Genomic DNA, 17,764 nt, shown 5'->3' with positions numbered 1-17,764 from the left:
GCGCAATATAGCCAAAGATGATGGTTAAGATAACAAGTTGCGAAACCTATCAGCAAAAACCTTTGAAATCATTAAACTTGGTCAACTATCCAAGCAGTTTTATGACGATGCACCCTTCCTTGTAAGAGTTGGATAAACTCCCCCAACTCGGCGGGTTTCCATCGCTTGCAACCTGGGAATGAATTCCTCCAATATTTGTTATTCGCTCTAGTAGTTATAATGAGATGACCGGAACTATTTCTGGATTTTCTGGCGAAACTGTGTCAAGAGAAAGGCAGCGGCTTGACTAACAATAGCCTCAGTTTTTATGGGCGTCTTTTAGTCGACCACGTTGCAATTTCCTTATTATCAGCTGCTTTAGCAACTATTATCGGCGTGGCCATAGGCATTGCACTGTTAGGCCATAAGCGTTTAGCTCAAGTAGTCATTGGCATTGTCAATATTCTTTACACCATTCCCTCTATCGCCTTGCTAGGTGCCTTAATTTCTTTAAGCGGGATCGGTAATACTACCGCGATCATCGCGCTAATTATTTATGGGCTTTTGCCGATTGTACGAAGTACTTATGTGGGCTTATCTACTGTCGATCCCGCTCTGTTAGAGGCCGGAGCCGGGATGGGCGCCACGAAACAACAGGTCTTTTTTAAGATCCAATTGCCGCTTGCTTTACCAACTATTTTGGCGGCAATTCGTACGATGGTTACTATGACCATTGCCTTGGCTGGGATTGCTTCCTTCGTTGGTGCAGGCGGGCTAGGCGTCGCAATTTATCGTGGCATTACCACCAACAATAAATCGATGATTCTAATCGGTTCGTTGCTCGTAGCTCTTCTCGCCTTAGCAATTGATGCCCTATTGGGATGGGTTCAGCATGGTCTAACTGGTACCCGCGCAAAGCAAAGACGCACTTGGCAAATTCTTGCTGCCGTTCTGGCGATTTCCGGTTTAGTTGCCGGAGGCGCTTGGGCTTACTCAATGCATGATAACAATCGGACGATTCGTCTAGCTACTAAGCCAGTCACAGAAGGACTCGTCCTCGGTCAAATTACTGCCCAGTATTTACGGGCCAACACTGATTTCAAGGTTGAAGTCACTGACGGTGTTGGTGGCGGCACCGCGAATATTCAACAAGGTATGATGCACGGTGACTTTGATTTGTATCCGGAATATACCGGCACTGCCTGGCAGGTAGTCCTAAAGAATACGGAGCCTTATCAGGAGAATAAGTTTAAACAGCTAAACGATGAATTGAGCGCACAAAAAGCACAACAATTTGTCACCATGTTTGGTTTCAACGACACTTATGGGCTGGCAGTTTCGAAAGAAACAGCAAATAAATTTCACCTTTCTACCTTCTCAGATTTGGCCAAGGTCAGTGGACAGCTATCTTTTGGGGCAGAGTACGATTTCTTTGAACGGGAAGATGGCTACCGTGCCCTAACCGATTTCTACCAGATGCATTTTGCAAAACGAGTCGACATGGACAACGGGTTGAAATACCAAGCCTTGCTGGACCACAAGATTGATGTAATAACGGTCTTTACCACCGACGGCCAGTTGTCTAACCCTGACATTCAACTATTGGCTGACGACCGGCATTTCTACCCTTCCTATCGTGCCGGACTGTTAGCAACTAATCAGCTTTTGGCCGATTTCCCTTCGTTGGCAGTTAGCTTGTCACGGCTTCAAAATTCACTGGATGAAGCAACTATGGCGCATCTAAACTATCAGGTTGAAGTTGAGCATCAACCGGTGGCAAAAGTGGCTCGTGACTGGCTCAGTGAACGTGGGCTGCTAACCAGCACACCAGTCACACCTGAAACCACGAACGAAGGTGGGAAGTAATGAGTGATATTACTTTTGAAAATGTCTCGAAATCCTATGGTCAACAACAGGTACTTTCTGGCTTTAACCTAGAGATTGCTTGCGGAGATTTCTTAGCAGTAGTAGGTTCCTCCGGTAGCGGCAAAACCACGATCTTAAAAATGATTAACGCCTTGGTGAAGCCTGATTCAGGTCGTGTACTCATTGCTGGGCAGGATGTTTCTGACATGGACTTAGTCGAGTTACGTCGCTCGATCGGGTATTCCATTCAAGGTAATGTCCTTTTCCCCCATCTAGATGTTTTTGACAATATTGCCTTTGTCTTAGAGCTTTTAGGTAAGTCGAAACAGGAGAAGGCAGAAACTGTTACTAGGTTGATGGAAATGTTCAACTTAGACCCCTCACTTCGACATCGTTTTCCTCACCAGCTTTCGGGTGGCCAAGCCCAGCGGGTCGGAATTGCTCGCGCGTATGCGACCTCGCCCTCGATTCTATTGATGGATGAACCGTTCGGGGCGGTTGATGCCATTACCCGTTACCAGTTACAGCATGAGTTAAAAGCTTGGCATGCTCAGGCCAATACCACCATCGTTTTTATTACCCACGATATTCGCGAGGCTCTCTTTTTAGGCACCAAGGTTTTGGTGTTAGACGAGGGCGAAATCCAACAGTATGGTACTGGCGAGGAACTTTTAGCCCATCCAGCTAATCAGTTTGTAGCTGATTTAATTCGCATGAGCCGTTAGTGCGCGGCATCTTCCCAGGAAGAACCGTATCCTACTGATACTTCTAGCGGCACGTCCAGAAGGGCAGCGCCAGACATAGCTTCGGTTACAAGTTTGGTGACGGCTTCCTTCTCCCCCGGTGCAATTTCGAGGATTAGTTCGTCGTGGACTTGCAGCAGTAGCTTCGATGACAACTGTTCAGCGCGTAGTTGCTTAGCTACAAGTAGCATGGCCCGTTTAATAATGTCCGCGGCACTACCTTGAATCGGAGCATTGAGTGCGGCTCGTTCCGCAATGGTTCGTAGCTGACGATTGGTGGAATTCAGCTCGGGTAGATAACGTCGGCGACCGTAAATGGTTTCGGTGTAGCCGTCCTTTCGGGCTTGGGCCACAACTCCTTCTAGGAAGTCTCGCACTGCGCCGAATCGGGCAAAATACATTTCCATCAGCTCAGCCGCTGCTCCAACGCTAATGTGGAGCTGGTTTGATAGACCGTAGGCCGACAGACCATACACTAAGCCATAGCTCATAGCTTTAATTTTGGCGCGCTGTTCACTATCAACCTCTTCTGGTTTGACATTGAAAACCGCTGAAGCCATCGAGCGGTGGACGTCTTCCCCACCTTGGAAGGCTTCCAGTAGAGCTTGGTCACCACAAAGGTGCGCCATAATTCGCATTTCGATCTGTGAATAGTCAGCAGTTAATAGGCCTTCTGCTGCTTTTCCAGGCACAAAAGCTGAACGAATCTTGCGTCCCTCGGCGGTGCGTGCGGGAATATTTTGTAGGTTCGGGTCAGCACTGGAAAGACGTCCTGTGGCTGCTACAGTCTGCAAGAAGGTAGTGTGGATTCTACCGTCGGTGGCGATCGCTTTTTCGAGGCCTTCGACCGTTTGTAGTAGCTTAATCTTGTCGCGGTGTTCCAGCAGTGCTTGCAAGAATGGATGCTGGGTTTTAAGAAATAGCTCTTCCAAGGCCGCAGCATTCGTGGTGTAGGCACCAGTTTTCGTCTTTTTTGTCTTAGGCATGTCGAGCTGCTCGAATAGAATCTCACGTAGCTGCTTGGGGCTCGACAGGTTCACTTCCTGCCCACCGATGGCGGCAATGGCATTATCGTGGGCAGTATTTACCAGGTGTTTCAAGTCGGCTTTTAAGGTTTTTAGTACTGGTTGTGAGACGGCCACACCAGTTTGCTCCATGGAGAAGAGCTCAACTGCGGTTGGCAATTCCAGCTCGTTAAGCAGGTCTAAGCCGTTGATCTCACTGAGGTGTTTTTCGAGGATGGGATAGAGCAAGCTAATGGCTTTGGCTTGTCTTGCCCATGTTTCAGTTTGCTCGGGGGCAATCATTGCTTTGGTATCTAGGGCAGACTCGTCAAACAGGGTGTCTTGGGTGGCCTGTCCCGTTGGCTGGTCACTAGCTTTGGCTGGCGCTTCAAGGGTCAGTTTGAGGTACTTGGCGCTGAGTTTATCGAGTCCATAGTCTCGTTGGTCAGAGTTCGCCAGATAAGCAGCCAAAGTAACATCAAAGCTAGGCTTTGGTAATTCCCATCCGAGGGTAGCAATCTGGTGGGCGGTAGCCTTGTAGTCTGCATAAACCCACTCTTGCTCCGAGTTTAGGAAGTCGAGTAGTTCGTTAGTGGCGTCCTCGTCAAGCAGATGTGGAGCGGCAACCAAAACCTGATTGTTGTGGGAAAGAACGAGTGCGAGGACGGTAGCTAGTTTACTGTCTTCACTCCCCGCGCAGAGGGTTACTGCTGAGGGCGAATCAAGCAGGGCTGATGCGAAAGCCGAGATTTGATCTTTGCTGTCGGCCACAGTGATTTCGACTTCTCCGAGTGGATCGGATTTACTTTCTGGAGCGCTGACTTGCCCACCCTGAGGATCAAGCGCGATCAAGCGGTATCTTAAACGGTTAAATTCTAGGGTGTCGCAGAGTTCTTCTACTCGACTGCGGTCAATGGTGCCGCGTTCTAAATCTTCCCATTCACAGTCAAGTTCCAGGTCGGTTAGTAGAGCGTTTATTTGGCGATTGAGTTTAACTTGCTCGGTGTGTTCCCGTAGTGCTTCCCCGCGTTTTCCACCGATTTCGTCAGCGCGGGTAAGCAAATTATCGAGGCCGTCGAACTTGTTAAGCCATTGAGCGGCGGTCTTCGGGCCAACCCCAGGAACTCCAGGAATATTGTCGGCGCCTTCCCCTACTAGGGCTGCCAGTTCTGGGTAACGCTTTGGAGTAACTTGATACTTGTCGACTACCGCTTGTGGATTCATATATTTGACGTCAGCGGTTGACCGTCCTGGCCAAAGTACGGTGACTTTGTCGGTGATGAGTTGGAAGGAGTCACGGTCACCTGATGCTACCAGCACCTCAAAGCCTTCTTTTTCTCCTTTGTAGGCCAAAGTTGCCAGAATGTCATCAGCTTCATAATTGGTTTTGGTTAGCACCTGGATATTCATTGCTTCCAGGATTTGTTCAATAATCGGCACTTGCCCCTTGAACTCCGGTGGGGTGCTTTCGCGTCCACCTTTGTAGTCTGGATAAATTTCATTCCGGAAGGATTCACGGGCGAGGTCGAATGCTACGGCCACGTGGGTTGGGTGTTCCTCTTCGAGCATGCGCGCAAACATGGACATAAAGCCATAGATGGCATTGGTGTGCTGACCAGTGGCCGTGGCAAAGTTTTCTGCCGGAAGTGCAAAGAATGCACGGAAGGCGAGCGAATGGCCATCTACTACTAAAAGCTTTTTTCCCATATTGGTAGGCTAACTGCTTGCAGTGTCAGGAGCAAGCCGCCTAGCTAGCCGCGTAATATTTGCTCGATAAGTTCGAATTGTTTCGTTATCTATGAAGACAACACTGGCGCATTCACTATTTCCTGACAAGGGCTGCTTGGAAAGCATTAAAGCATACAAAGATTTACACCCTCACCATGTCACTGATAGTCTCTTGACATGATTGAGTTTCAGCCTTTAGATCCGACCAACCAAATTCCCACCTGCGACTTGCATGAGCGTATGGGGATCGAAGTTATCTCGTGGTCTGCCGAGCATACTGTCATGACTATGCCCATCTCCCCCAACGTGCAGCCTTATGGTTTACTGCATGGTGGTGCGATTCTTTTATTGGCCGAGGCCGGTGCTTCCTTGGCGGCTAATGCTCACGCTCATAAGCTAAATTGCGTTGCGGTCGGCACCAACGTATCTGGCTCTCATCTAAAAAGTGCCCGAGGCGACTTCGTTACGGCTTCCTGTCAGGCTGTCCATTTAGGACGTACTAGCGCTACTTACGACGTAAGAGTAACTGATCAGGAAGAGAGACTAGTCAGTATTGTGCAGGTTACTTGCCGCTTACTTGCTCAATAACCGCGTCAGCAACTTCGCGCATGGAAAGACGACGGTTCATTGAAGTCTTCTGAATCCAACGGAATGCTTCTGGTTCAGTCAACCCCATCTGTTCCATTAGTAAGCCCTTTGCTCGGTCAACTCGCTTGCGAGTTTCAAAGCGCTCGGTCAAACTGGCAATTTCGTCTTCCAAAGACAGCATTTCTGCCTGACGAGAGAGAACTACTCGCACCTGCGGCAATAAGTCATTCGGGGTGAAGGGCTTTACGAGGTAAGCCATGGCACCGGCATCAGCGGCTCGAGAAACTAGTTCATCTTGTGAGAAGGCGGTCAGCATTATTACTGCAGCACTAGTTTCGGACATAATTTTTTCGGCGGCGCTTAACCCATCCATTTTCGGCATCTTCACATCGAGGATGCAAAGATCGGGATCAAGTTCGAGCGCTTTTTCTACTGCCTCTTCCCCATCGGCGCATTCAGCTACGACCTCGTAGCCAGCCGAAACTAGGGTCTCTACAATGTCCATCCGGATAAGGGCTTCATCCTCAGCTACGAGGATAGTTTGTCCAGCTGGAGCCAAATCAATTTCGAGTTCTTCATCATTGAGCGTCATAACTCCCTATTTTAGCCCTTTTGACCTATTTTGCTACTGGCTCTAGCGACTAAAAATAGTGTTCTTCACCTCTTTTAGCATTTTTGAATTTGTTTTTTCACTACTTTCCTGCCTATACTCTTATCTGTTCGCAAGAACAAAGCCCAGGTGGCCCAATTGGCAGAGGCGGTCGACTCAAACTCGGCATGTTGTGGGTTCGAATCCCACCCTGGGTACTTTTTATGCCTGAAATCGATGAAGATTTAGCAGTTACCCCTATATAGTTCCTTCCACTCCCCCAGTAGTAGCGCAGTCGTATAATCTCTATCCAAAACTTTTCAGAAATAGAATCCTCAATGGACAGCTAACAATCATTGTCCGAAATTAGATAATCAAGCAGACTTTCAATGGAAAACTGGGGGTGACGTCTATATTTGACGCCGCCCCCAGCTGACCTATTGGATCCACCAGATTCGATTAACCATCAGCATGTTTTACTGATTTTTACATTTTTCGGCAGGTGGGTGAACCTTGGGCAAACCTTAAATGGATTATCACGTAGGTCAAGAGTATTCAGTCTTGGAAGACGGGAGAAATTAGGAACTGTCCTCAACTTATTTTTATCTAGAGACAGCGAGGTCAATTTTGGCAGATGAGCAAAATTAGGGACCGATCCTAAACGATTCTCACCCAGATTGAGTATCTCTAGCTTTGGTAAATGAGAGAAATCAGGAACCGACGTCAACTCATTTCCGCGTATATGAAGTTCAGTTAGTTTTGGCAGGTGAGAAAAGTTAGGTACTGCCTTCAGATGAATGTCGATCATGTCCAGAATTTCAAGATTCGGCAGGTGAGAAAAATTCGGTACCGTTTTCAGGTTGTTTCCAGCCAAATCTAGTTCTCTCACATTCGGAAAAACCATATTAGCATCGTTGAGCGTATGAGTTTTTTGCACCCTCACGTTCAATATATCTGCTCTTTCGCTAACCACCTTCGCATTAATAGTCTTAGCTATCTGAGGAGTAAGTTCAACTAGATTACAGAGCATGTAAAAGTCGCCATCATACCAATTTATTTTGTGGCATTTTTGATCTACTAGCTTCTTAATCTGTTCGATTTTCTTTCGATCTATCGGCTTCACAGGCGTTGGCTTTGGCTTAGGCTTGGCCGGCGTAGGCTTAGGCTTGGCCGGCGTAGGCTTAGGCTTGGCCGGTACTGGCTTTGGCTTCACTGGCGTAGGCTTTGGCTTGACCGGCGTAGGCTTTGGCTTGACCGGCGTAGGCTTAGGCTTTGCTGGCGTAGGCTTAGGCTTGGCCGGCGTAGGCTTAGGCTTGGCCGGCGTAGGCTTAGGCTTGGCCGGCGTAGGCTTTGGCTTTGCTGGGGTGGCGGCTTTGTTGTTCTTCAAACGGTAGAGGAACGCAGCCATCGCATCACGGTGGATCGGGGTAACCGGCTGATAAAAACGCTTACCAGCACGAACCCAACCAGTCGAAATCTCAGTCTTTTTCAACCACTCCATCTCAGCCGCAAACTGCGTACCAGCAGGAACATCAACAAACACATTCCCACTAGCGCGACCAGGAGCACCAAGCTCAACAATCGCCCGCGAAACCTTAGACGGATACTTCTTCACAAACCGAGCCAAAAACGCCGCCATCGCATCACGATTAACCGGACCAAGCGGACGGAAAGACTTATCACGATAACCAGTCGTGATCCCAGTAGCGGCCATCCACTCAACCTCTTTAAAGAACTGAGAACCAACCGGCACATCCTTAAACGTCGCCCGCGAAGGAGGACGATAACCACTCTTATCAATCCCAGCCAAACGATACAAAAACGCCGCCATCGCCTGACGCTCAATATTAGCCAACGGACGATAAGCCCGGAGGCCCCCACCAGCAGGCCAACCAGTCGAAACCTTAGCGTTAGCTAACCACGCCATCTCACCAGAAAACAAAGTCTCACGAGAAACATCCACAAACTTCCCACCAGCAAGCGGAGCCCTAGCAATCACAATCCGGCCACCAGCAGCAGACGCCTCAACAGGAGCGGAAAGAGGGGTGAAAACGCTAGCGCCTAAAGTCAAAGTAGCCAACGCAGCGACAACCGCAGTTCTTCTCATAACAAATATTCCTTACATACAAGTCACCTATTGTGAGCTAACCTTACCGAAGCTCCTAAGAGAGACAGTGAGCTAGAGAACAAAATACTCGAATAAACTCACCATATAACTAAATGTCCAAATTTTCCTGCCAGACGACACTTAGTAGAAGAAATGCCAGCAATTAGCTCTTACAAAGAAGGATTTATTAACGGAAAATGGAAATAAAAAATGGCCAGGGTATCCTGACCAAAAGAAATACGCGGGCTCGTAAAAGAAGCCCGCGTTATTTTATGCTGCTGAGATGATTTCAATCCCTAAAAACTTCAGGGCAGCAGCGCATGCCTGATCGCCCATGCTAAGGTCGCCAATCGCCTTCTTGACACGAGGATCATTGTCCTCATTAAACCATGCCGCAACAGTTGCAGGCAAAGCAGTAGCCAAGAGGTTGTGTGCCTCAAACGAGCGATTCTTATCGCGAATACTAATCATGGATTGCATCATACAATCCCTCCTTCTAATAGAATTTGGTCTTTTTGTGGTGAACACTTGGGTTGTGTTGGTAGCCACGAGTTCGGATCATTCCGATTTTGCTTGATACTTTTTCACCCATTAACACCGATCGGGTGAACAATGTTTTTCTTAACGTGCATCAGCGCAAAACAACAGTATATACAAAAATGTCGCGGGATGCAATCTGAATGATTGTCCCGCGACATTTAAGAAGGCTTTAGCTGGTTAACTAACCTCAGTGCGAATAATCTACATCATCACCGATCGTGTGTACACGGATCGAGTTAGTTGAACCGGAAGTGCCTGGCGGCATACCTGCCACAATAACAATTTGATCGCCAGGTTCTGCCATATGAGTTGCCTGTAGCACCTGGTCAACCTGCCAAACCATGTCATCGGTGTGTTTCACTTCTGGCACTCGGTAGGTATTGACACCCCAAGAAAGGGCCAAAGTATTACGAGTAGATTCCAGTGGAGTGAAGGCCAACAATGGAATCGGCGAACGCAGGCGCGACATCATACGCGAGGTAGAACCCGACTGTGTGAAGGTCACCATGAACTTGACGTCCATCATTTCCGCAATGCGGGCTGCCGCGTGGGTAATAACACCTGGACGGGAGTGAACGAATGTACCCAAGTTGGCGATACGTTCACCACCGTTTTCCTCGACATTTTCCACAATACGAGCCATAGTGCGAACAGCTTCGATTGGATAAGCACCCACAGAAGTTTCACCCGAAAGCATTACTGCATCGGCGCCATCAAGAATAGCGTTAGCACAGTCAGAGGCCTCGGCGCGAGTCGGACGCGGATTCTTAATCATGGATTCCATTACCTGGGTTGCCACGATTACCGGCTTAGCTTCACGACGAGCCAATTCAATCGCTCGCTTCTGAACCAATGGCACTGCTTCCAAAGGCATTTCTACACCAAGGTCACCACGAGCAACCATGATGCCATCGAAGGCCTGGACGATTCCCTGCAGGTTATCAACTGCTTGTGGCTTTTCAATCTTCGCGATTACTGGAACGTAACGTCCTTCTTCTTCCATGATCTGATGGACATCTTCAATATCCACTGCACTTCGAACGAAGGAGAGCGCGATGAGGTCAACCCCTAAGTTTAGGGCCCAACGCAGATCTTCCTTGTCTTTCTCGGACAAAGCAGGGACGGATACGGCGACCCCAGGCAAGTTCAAGCCCTTGTGGTTAGACACATAGCCGCCAACTTCAACAGTAGTTACCACATCAGTATCGGTTACTTCCAAAACACGGACAGCAACGTTACCGTCATCAATCAGCAAACGGTCACCAGGACGGCAGTCACCGGTAAGACCTTTGAAGGTAGTACCGACACGTTCCTTAGTGCCTTCGACGTCTTCTACCGTAATGGTGAACTTGTCACCAACTTCCAAAAGTTCCTTGCCATTAATAAAGTTGCCCAAACGAATCTTGGGGCCCTGCAAGTCAACTAGAATAGCGACCGCACGCCCTGATGCTCGGGCTGCACGTCGCACCTCACTGTAAACAGCTTCATGTTCTTCTTGAGAACCATGGCTTCGGTTGATCCGAGCCACATCCATTCCAGCATCAACTAACGCCTGAATTTGAGAGGGAGTATCAGTTGCTGGACCAATGGTGCACACAATTTTAGCTCGACGCATAGGTTATGTCTCGATTCCTTCACCTTAGTCACTATTACGTAATCATTTTAGCGGAACTAAGTCCTAATTAGCACGCTATGTAACGAAAATATCTCTAACATCATGACACGAATTTAAAGTGCTACTGGTCATTTATAACGTTCTACGCCAGTGGCAAAACTTCTCGAGTCAATTTTATGCTTTATTCTTCGCTTCCCAAGTTTCTAATTCTTCTGGGGTTACTCGAGTTGAATGATGCAAGCGTCCCGCTAACCAGTACCCAATCAATCCAAAAGCTACCAGCCCCAACCCGAACCAAGAGGCTAATCGTAAAGGTCCAATCCAGTGGGCCGGCTCATCGATACGGATATGTTCAATCCAAGTACGACCTAAGCCATAGACCGAAATGTACAAAAAGAATAACTGTCCTGATTGAATCTTATGCTTTCGATCAAACCAGAGTAAAAAGAGAGCACCCAGTAAGTTCCAAATCAATTCGTAGAGGAATGTTGGGTGAAATAGCGTTCCTGGCGCATATCCAGCGGGAAGATGACGATCATCAATTTCAAGACCCCAAGGTAAAGTAGTTGCCCAGCCAAAAAGCTCTTGATTGAAGTAGTTACCAATTCTACCGATCGCTTGCGCCATCAATAGTCCAGGAGCAAGGGCATCAGCAAAAGGACCAAGTCGTTGTCCGTTGAGCTTCATAGCGATATAAGCTCCTAAGGCCCCCAGTAAAACAGCACCCATGATGCCCATCCCACCGAGCCAAAGTTGCGGCATTAACCAAGGATCACCGGTTGGCGGAAAATATTTTTGTGGGGAGGTTGCAATCTCGTAGAGGCGTCCTCCGATAATCCCCATTGGAACAGCCCAAATAGCGACCTCGTAAATAAATTCACCATCTCCCCCGCGATCAGCATAGCGCCGCTTGGTTAAAAAGATAGCGATCAGAATACCGATCATGATCAAAATGCCATAAGCTCGCAAAGGAATCGGCCCCAAGTACCAGACCGCCTGGGAAGGCGAGGGAATAGAAAATGGCCAATTAGCCATGAGTGAGGTGAGCAATTATTTCTCCTGATTTAAGATTGCCAAAATATCCACTACTACCACAATTGGGTTCGTCCCATCGGAACTCGCTGCAGGGATAGTGGTAATAATACGCGAGCCAACTTTCTGATCTGTAAGTTCAGCCGCTAGCGGTTTCATGATCTCAGAAAGTTTGACTTTCATCGGCATCCCGCCAGCTTCCCAAGTCGATTCCTCGACTTGACCATTCAAAGCATTTACCTTTAAGAATTGCGCAATAATCGTATCATTCTCACCCACTTGGTCACCATTTCCGCGCATGACGACAGCACCCCATGGTTCCTTAGCATTTTGGCTCTTAATCTCAGTCACTACTGGAACGCCATCTTTCTCTGTCACCCAAGCCCCTGCATTTTTCGGCAAAGGTTGAGAATGCCCAGTAGCTACCGTGGATAAAACATCAACTACGACTAGCTCAAGTGGAGGATTTTTTTCATTACTAAGCGGACGAACAAAAACGACTCGTGAGCCTTCTTTGATTCCTACTAGTTGTTGTGCCAGCTGCTCGCCGGTTAAATTAGCATCCAAAGCTCCAAGTAACATCAATGGTGACGTCGACGCTCCAGTGGGAGCTCCCGACCTGCCATCAAAAGTTGAAACGGCGAGTAGCGCTGGAGCACCAATCGCGAGCTCTTTCCCACCGCCTTTAATTGTCACGAACTTCCCATACTCAAGTGGGGTGATTTCCTCGGGCAACTTCAATGTCACGGTTTGACCTAAACGACCACTAAAAGTTGCCGAAAGCGTGACCGGTTCTTGTTCCTGTTTAGCAGCCAATGACCGGAAAGAAAATACTAGAGCCGCTAACACCATTAGCATTAACAGCATTGCAACAAGGGCAAAAACCACGCGCTTGGGATTACGTTTAATGTAAAGCTTAGCGTCACTCAATCCTTGTTTTGTAGTAGCTTTAAGCCCATTCCACGAAAAATCCCGCTCCGATATTTCAGTTGCTTCAGCTACTCGTGCTTCGGCACTCGCAGTCGTGGCATCAATCGAAGTCTGGTCAGTCCCCTTACCGTCGACCTTAGACGAAAAATGAGTAGAGTCGGGCGAGCTAGTCTCAGCTTGCACCGCCTTTTCCAGCTGATTCATGTTTACGGCTTGGCTCGAATGACTACGTCGACGAACTCGTTTGGGAAAACGATCTGAAGTTTCACCCACAGCCTCGACCTCGTTTAGGCTCGTAGCCTCTTCCCGCTCAGACCCCATAGAATCCTTCCACTTCTGCTCTAGCAATTTCCTCAATCTTAGTCTTTGTGTGGGCAACTAACGAACCCGAGCAATTAAATGGATCGTCTAAGTCCAACTTAACTTCATTATTTAAACCGAAATATACTCGATCCCAATCGGCATTTACCGCCAGCTTTAATTCTTGCGCCACCCCAATCAATCTGCCTCGAACGTAAGCTCTAGTATCACTAGGAGGCTGTGCTAAAGTCTTACCAATTTCGTCTTTGGTAAGTAGGGACGCTACGAGGCCGCGAGTTTCTAGCTCAGGCCATAGTCGCCCTCCAACCTGATGGAAAGACCAGTCTAATACGCGAACTTTGGGATCTTCCCAGTTTCCTTGGGCCGAGGACGAATACTGCGAGAAAAACTCTTGCTTTAGAAGCCAATCGATCCGACCAGAAATCGCAGACCAATCTTCACCAAGTAAGATCACACAAAGTTCCAGCCACTGGTAAGCCGCAAATGATAGCTGTGAAATTAAAGAATCATGATCGAGCTCGGGAACTTCAAAAGTTGCCAAAAACTTCTTGAAACTTCCGCATTTAGCTAGCACAGAAGTGGCGTGGTTTTGCGCCTCACTTGCGGTTTGTCCCCCCAGCCAAGAAAGCACACGAGAGACCATCAGAGCTTGGATTTCAACTGCACGAAGTCGTCGACCATCTAGCAACTCGACCTCGGCCTGCAATGACAGATCATTTCCGACAATGTGCAATGCGTCAATCGGGTCTGCTAAACGCAAATCCGCAAAGGAACCACCCGATTCCAAAAACTGAAGCACCAAAAGCGCCGAGGCAACTTTCAAAAAAGTAGGAAATTGCCCCAAATTAGTGTCAGAAAGCATCACATGGAGACGGCGATATTTACTTCGATCTGCCAAAGGCTGATCTCGAGTATTCAAGATAGGACGATCTTGGGTGGATGAAGCAGATTCCACAGCAGTCATCAAACCCGCTCTCACCGACGGCACAAAATGCGTACCGTTACGATCTGTGATCACCCCACCAGCCCCCACCAAACAGGTGCGCGTAACTAAGAAAGAGACAAAATCATCTTTCCAGGATTCAAAATTTCCTTCACGAGCAATCTGATAATTCTCATGGCACCCAAAACTATTACCAGCACCATCGAGATTATTGCGAAACAGTTTTAAAGTCGTGCCAGAGGAAGTAGCAAAATCAGTTAAGAGCTGTGCCAGCATCAGATCACCAGCACGATCTTGAGCCACTAAATCCAACGGTTTTATACATTCAGCCGTGGCATACTCGGGGTGTGCGCCGACATCTAAGTACAAGCGACCACCGTTAGGCAAAAAGGTCGCACCCGACTTCGTATAATCAATTTTGGGTCGTAACAATTCCCGAGCAGCTTTCACTACTCCCCCGCCAAAGTCACTGGGAGCAACCAAACCGTATTCTGTTTCCAGACCAAATATTCGTGGAGAAACCGAAACTTTAGTCTCGAGAATCCGCGGATCAATAATCATTGACCGCTTGCCTGTACGTAAGAAGCAACCAAACTTTGTGCTTCCTCACTCAAGACCTCATCAATATCTGCCAAGATATCTTGCATCTGCACGGTGCGGGATGCGGGGTTTTCAGGCATCGAAAAATCGTCTGGGGCATCCACTTCTTGGGTTACTTCTTGGCACTGGCAGTTCTTCTCTTGCATCTGGCTTTGCTTCCCATTCACTTTTCTTCCCTTTCGTCCGCTGCAGTTTCACACAATATCTCATGGCAGTTTGATTTTCCATGGCCACGGTAACAAACATAGCGCCACCCAATCGATTCGACCCGAGGATCATTAACTAGTTCGGCTCGTCTCTGCGCTCGGATCGAGGGAGTCGTCTTTACCCCCTCATGGGTTGGGAGCGGCGCAACCAATCCAGCTTTTTCGAGGCGCCGATAAACTGATTTTTCATCACGTAAATCTGCCCAACTCTGTTCTAGGGCAGCTAGCTTTGGATCTTGCCAATCTGTGTCAAACTTTTGCCTAGCAGCATCGAGCCAAGAATATTTTAAGGCCCACTCGACCCGATCCGAGACAGCTTGCGGACCACCTTGCGTAAACTTCTGCAAAGTTTCTTGCCAATTTGCAAAGAAAGCTGGTGCGTCTAAATAAGGGAGATCGGACTCATGTTGAACGCTCTCTAACTCTTTTCCTATGATCCTCGAAAAGCCGACCAAGATTTCAACCGCGGAAAGTTCCTTACCACTTTGCATTTGATATCTTTTTGCCCCAAAAAGATCACGTGAAACTAACGGCATTACTTTTACCGGATCAGACAAACAAAGCTTTTGGAACTCAGAGTCATCTCCTCTTAAAGTTTGCCGTTCCCATGCCCACAAAAACAAGCTTGTACCCACAAACTTTAGATAGGCAGTAAAAGGGAGGCGATTAGCGTCCCCGGTGATTACATGTAAGCGTCGCCACTTTTGGCGATCAGCATGAGGTTCATCGCGCAAGTTAACGATCGGTCGTTGATAGGTAGTCTGTACTCCAGATAGTGATTCAAAGAAATCAGCTCGACTCGAAATTTGGAAACCAGGCAAGTCATTTTTACGACCGATACCAAGCTTGCCAGCACCACAAAGCAGATTACGAACCACTAAAAAAGTAGCCAGCGGAACTATCAATTTTTGAAAATCTGTCTGACGACTGAACTGATAGTTCTCGTGATATCCCCAAGTATTTCCCTTACCGTCCGTAAGATTCTGATACAAGAGATACTGTCGATCGTTAGCTGCCATTGCTTCCTGCGCAATTTGGCTAAGCGCTGCCTCCGCCATAACGAGGGCTAAGGGATTTTCGCATTCAGGGGTCGAATATTCAGGATGGGCGTGGTCTACATAGAAGCGACCGCCATTTTTAGTCACCAAATTGGTCGCTAGTAGATCAAGATCATCGCGCCCCAGCACTGACTTAGCGTCATCAGTTAGCAAGGAAGGATCGGCCTCGTCCCGCAAAATATCATCACCGAACACACTTTTTAGTGGAGTCTCTGACAAGTAATTCCACTTAGCCCGATGGCCGGCCGAACGAAGTACCCGCTGGTAGTTTCCCACCAAGTTAATGGCCGGTTCACAGACCCCTACCGGCTTCGAGCTTAAAGGAACAATCCCAAGTTCAAACTCTGATCCAAGCAGCATTCGTCACCATTCAAGTTCATTGCGAGTAAGCCGAACCACCCGATCGCCGCGAATCCCAAGAACTCTGGCCCACTGATCAGGAGCTGTCGAGGCCGCCAAATCAACCAACTCAGTGACTTCCGCCTTAGCAGATTGCAACAAATCGTCTCGAGTCAGTCCACTGTTTGGATCAGCCACCAAACGGCGTAAACTTAGCTTTTTTGCCCGTTCAACTATGCCACGTAAAGTCGCCCCCGAGAGGAAATCCTTGACGAAGAAATCTTGGCTGCCACCACCGGCAAGTTCTGCCGTCAACAGCACACTTTGTGCATCTTGCCTAAACAAATACTGAGCTAACTCAATAATCATCGAATCGCGACTGCCCCCAGCGTAGGGCAGATTATTCGAAAGATAAATACGTAAAATTTCCTCAGTACCCGCACGATCGGGTCGATCAACGTGCACCCTCACATCTAGACGACCAGCACGAAGTACTGCGGGATCGATCATGTCTTCACGGTTCGAAGCACCGACCACGATGATATTGCGTAGTTCTTCAACGCCGTCTAGCTCTGCCAAGAATTGTGGAACTACAGACGTTTCGATATCAGAGCTGATTCCGGAGCCACGGGTGCGGAACAAAGCTTCCATTTCATCAAAGAAGATCACCACCGGGCGTCCGGTCTTAGCGATTTGCCTTGAGGCACCAAAAATAGCGCGGATTTCACGTTCGCACTCCCCTACAAACTTATTTAAAAGTTGCGGTCCCTTTACGGTAAAAAATGCTGCCGGCTTCTTGCCCTGTCGCAATGAGGTGGCCAGAGCTTTCGCAATCAGGGTTTTGCCGCATCCTGGAGGCCCGTATAGCAAAATTCCTTTGGGCGGACGCAACTCCAGCTGTTTGAAAAGTTCCGGATGCTTTAAAGGCAATTCGACAGCCTCGCGAACTTGTTCAACCTGTTTGTTCAGACCACCGATTTCATCGTAGCCGACTTCAGGATCATGAAGTTGCAAAAGTTCTTGCATCTCTTGGCGAACAACTTTTTCCAGCACCAACTTCGCCGCAGTATCAACGCGGACTTGGTCTCCTGCCTCAAGCTGTTGCGTATTTAGGTTAGCTGCTACGGAAAAGACTTGCTCTCCTCCATTGACAGTCAAAATCACGCGGTCTATCCCCAGCCATTCTTTGATGGTAGCAATCGTGCCTTCTCGCACTGGGCTAGCTGCGCCAATCAGCACCATTTGTTCGTTGAGCCGAATGGATTGTCCGCGTTCGAAGGAACTGAGTTCGACCCCAGGGGCAACTGAAACACGCATGCGCCTTGCCGCGAGCTGAACTTCAGCCTGCCTTTCGGCTAAAAAAGCTTTTAGGAAATAGGCTGTGGTCATTGGTGGCATCGCGACTTCAGCGAGTTGCTGACGAGCCCGCTCAAGTTGCTTTTGGGTCAAAGTCAAAGCGGTGGCAAGTTTTCGATTTTGAGTTTCTAGCTCACCTACCGTAAGAGCTTTAGCTGCTCCTGATGCCTGATTATCCGAGGCCGTTTCTAGCGTATTTTCCTCTGATCCCACCACTAAT

14 protein-coding genes and 1 tRNA gene are annotated in these 17,764 nt (G+C 48.3%); 4 read left to right on the top strand and 11 right to left on the bottom strand.

Features of this window, described 5'->3' with window-relative positions; genetic code table 11:
* The first annotated feature begins 282 nt into the window (after nt 1-282).
* Entirely contained in the window at nt 283-1,845 is a 1,563-nt protein-coding gene (locus tag BK816_RS04030; RefSeq protein WP_071164032.1) for an ABC transporter permease/substrate-binding protein, read from the top strand.
* On the top strand, nt 1,845-2,570 hold the full coding sequence (locus tag BK816_RS04025) for an ATP-binding cassette domain-containing protein (RefSeq protein WP_071164031.1): 726 nt from the start codon (nt 1,845-1,847) through the stop codon (nt 2,568-2,570). Before BK816_RS04030 ends, BK816_RS04025 begins: the two co-directional genes overlap by 1 nt.
* Here BK816_RS04025 and polA read toward each other — a convergent pair.
* Nucleotides 2,567-5,299 carry a DNA polymerase I gene (gene polA / locus BK816_RS04020; protein ID WP_071164030.1) on the bottom strand — a complete coding sequence of 911 codons (2,733 nt, stop codon included), beginning with the start codon at nt 5,297-5,299 and terminating at the stop codon, nt 2,567-2,569. The genes BK816_RS04025 and polA overlap by 4 nt on opposite strands.
* A 198-nt stretch (nt 5,300-5,497) precedes the next feature.
* Between polA and BK816_RS04015 the strand changes: the two genes are divergently transcribed.
* Nucleotides 5,498-5,908, top strand: a complete 411-nt coding sequence (locus tag BK816_RS04015) for a PaaI family thioesterase (protein ID WP_071164029.1) — start codon at nt 5,498-5,500, stop codon at nt 5,906-5,908.
* Here BK816_RS04015 and BK816_RS04010 read toward each other — a convergent pair.
* Nucleotides 5,883-6,500, bottom strand: a complete 618-nt coding sequence (locus BK816_RS04010) for an ANTAR domain-containing response regulator (protein WP_071164028.1) — start codon at nt 6,498-6,500, stop codon at nt 5,883-5,885. The two genes, BK816_RS04015 and BK816_RS04010, sit on opposite strands and share 26 nt — an antisense overlap.
* A gap of 141 nt (nt 6,501-6,641) precedes the next feature.
* Here BK816_RS04010 and BK816_RS04005 point away from each other — a divergent pair.
* Nucleotides 6,642-6,715, top strand: a tRNA-Leu gene (locus BK816_RS04005).
* Between the two features lie 248 nt (nt 6,716-6,963).
* Here the strand turns inward: BK816_RS04005 and BK816_RS04000 are convergent.
* The 9 genes from BK816_RS04000 to arc all read right to left on the bottom strand — a co-directional run bounded on the left by BK816_RS04000 (nt 6,964) and on the right by arc (nt 17,760).
* Nucleotides 6,964-8,604, bottom strand: coding sequence for a leucine-rich repeat domain-containing protein (locus BK816_RS04000; protein ID WP_071164027.1), 1,641 nt, complete (start codon nt 8,602-8,604; stop codon nt 6,964-6,966).
* A gap of 270 nt (nt 8,605-8,874) precedes the next feature.
* On the bottom strand, nt 8,875-9,087 hold the full coding sequence (locus BK816_RS03995) for a hypothetical protein (RefSeq protein ID WP_071164026.1): 213 nt from the start codon (nt 9,085-9,087) through the stop codon (nt 8,875-8,877).
* Between the two features lie 244 nt (nt 9,088-9,331).
* On the bottom strand, nt 9,332-10,759 hold the full coding sequence (gene pyk, locus BK816_RS03990; protein WP_071164025.1) for a pyruvate kinase: 1,428 nt from the start codon (nt 10,757-10,759) through the stop codon (nt 9,332-9,334).
* A gap of 174 nt (nt 10,760-10,933) precedes the next feature.
* Nucleotides 10,934-11,809, bottom strand: coding sequence for a prolipoprotein diacylglyceryl transferase (gene lgt, locus BK816_RS03985; RefSeq protein ID WP_236842355.1), 876 nt, complete (start codon nt 11,807-11,809; stop codon nt 10,934-10,936).
* Nucleotides 11,810-13,069 carry a hypothetical protein gene (locus tag BK816_RS03980; protein WP_156981988.1) on the bottom strand — a complete coding sequence of 420 codons (1,260 nt, stop codon included), beginning with the start codon at nt 13,067-13,069 and terminating at the stop codon, nt 11,810-11,812. It abuts the gene before it with no gap.
* A complete protein-coding gene (locus BK816_RS03975; protein ID WP_071164023.1) occupies nt 13,032-14,546 on the bottom strand; it encodes a proteasome accessory factor PafA2 family protein in 1,515 nt (504 codons plus the stop codon). Before BK816_RS03975 ends, BK816_RS03980 begins: the two co-directional genes overlap by 38 nt.
* A complete protein-coding gene (locus BK816_RS03970) occupies nt 14,543-14,752 on the bottom strand; it encodes a ubiquitin-like protein Pup (protein ID WP_071164022.1) in 210 nt (69 codons plus the stop codon). The genes BK816_RS03975 and BK816_RS03970 overlap by 4 nt, the downstream gene beginning before the upstream one ends.
* The gene (locus BK816_RS03965) at nt 14,749-16,209 is read right to left on the bottom strand and encodes a proteasome accessory factor PafA2 family protein (protein ID WP_071164021.1); all 1,461 of its coding nucleotides are present in this window, start codon (nt 16,207-16,209) and stop codon (nt 14,749-14,751) included. The genes BK816_RS03970 and BK816_RS03965 overlap by 4 nt, the downstream gene beginning before the upstream one ends.
* A gap of 3 nt (nt 16,210-16,212) precedes the next feature.
* Entirely contained in the window at nt 16,213-17,760 is a 1,548-nt protein-coding gene (gene arc / locus BK816_RS03960; RefSeq protein ID WP_170299661.1) for a proteasome ATPase, read from the bottom strand.
* Between the last annotated feature and the right edge of the window lie 4 nt (nt 17,761-17,764).

The organism is Boudabousia tangfeifanii (assembly GCF_001856685.1).
GTDB classification, from domain to species: Bacteria; Actinomycetota; Actinomycetes; order Actinomycetales; family Actinomycetaceae; genus Boudabousia; species Boudabousia tangfeifanii.
The sequence above is the reverse complement of the archived record's forward strand: the minus strand, read 5'-3'. Positions and strand labels throughout refer to the sequence as shown.

Coding starts and splice junctions, on each gene's coding strand:
- BK816_RS04025 (WP_071164031.1), top strand. CDS start 1,845: ATGAGTGATATTACTTTTGAAAATGTCTCGAAATCCTATGGTCAACAA.
- polA (WP_071164030.1), bottom strand. CDS start 5,299: ATGGGAAAAAAGCTTTTAGTAGTAGATGGCCATTCGCTCGCCTTCCGT.
- BK816_RS04015 (WP_071164029.1), top strand. CDS start 5,498: ATGATTGAGTTTCAGCCTTTAGATCCGACCAACCAAATTCCCACCTGC.
- BK816_RS04010 (WP_071164028.1), bottom strand. CDS start 6,500: ATGACGCTCAATGATGAAGAACTCGAAATTGATTTGGCTCCAGCTGGA.
- BK816_RS04000 (WP_071164027.1), bottom strand. CDS start 8,604: ATGAGAAGAACTGCGGTTGTCGCTGCGTTGGCTACTTTGACTTTAGGC.
- BK816_RS03995 (WP_071164026.1), bottom strand. CDS start 9,087: ATGATGCAATCCATGATTAGTATTCGCGATAAGAATCGCTCGTTTGAG.
- pyk (WP_071164025.1), bottom strand. CDS start 10,759: ATGCGTCGAGCTAAAATTGTGTGCACCATTGGTCCAGCAACTGATACT.
- BK816_RS03975 (WP_071164023.1), bottom strand. CDS start 14,546: ATGATTATTGATCCGCGGATTCTCGAGACTAAAGTTTCGGTTTCTCCA.
- BK816_RS03965 (WP_071164021.1), bottom strand. CDS start 16,209: ATGCTGCTTGGATCAGAGTTTGAACTTGGGATTGTTCCTTTAAGCTCG.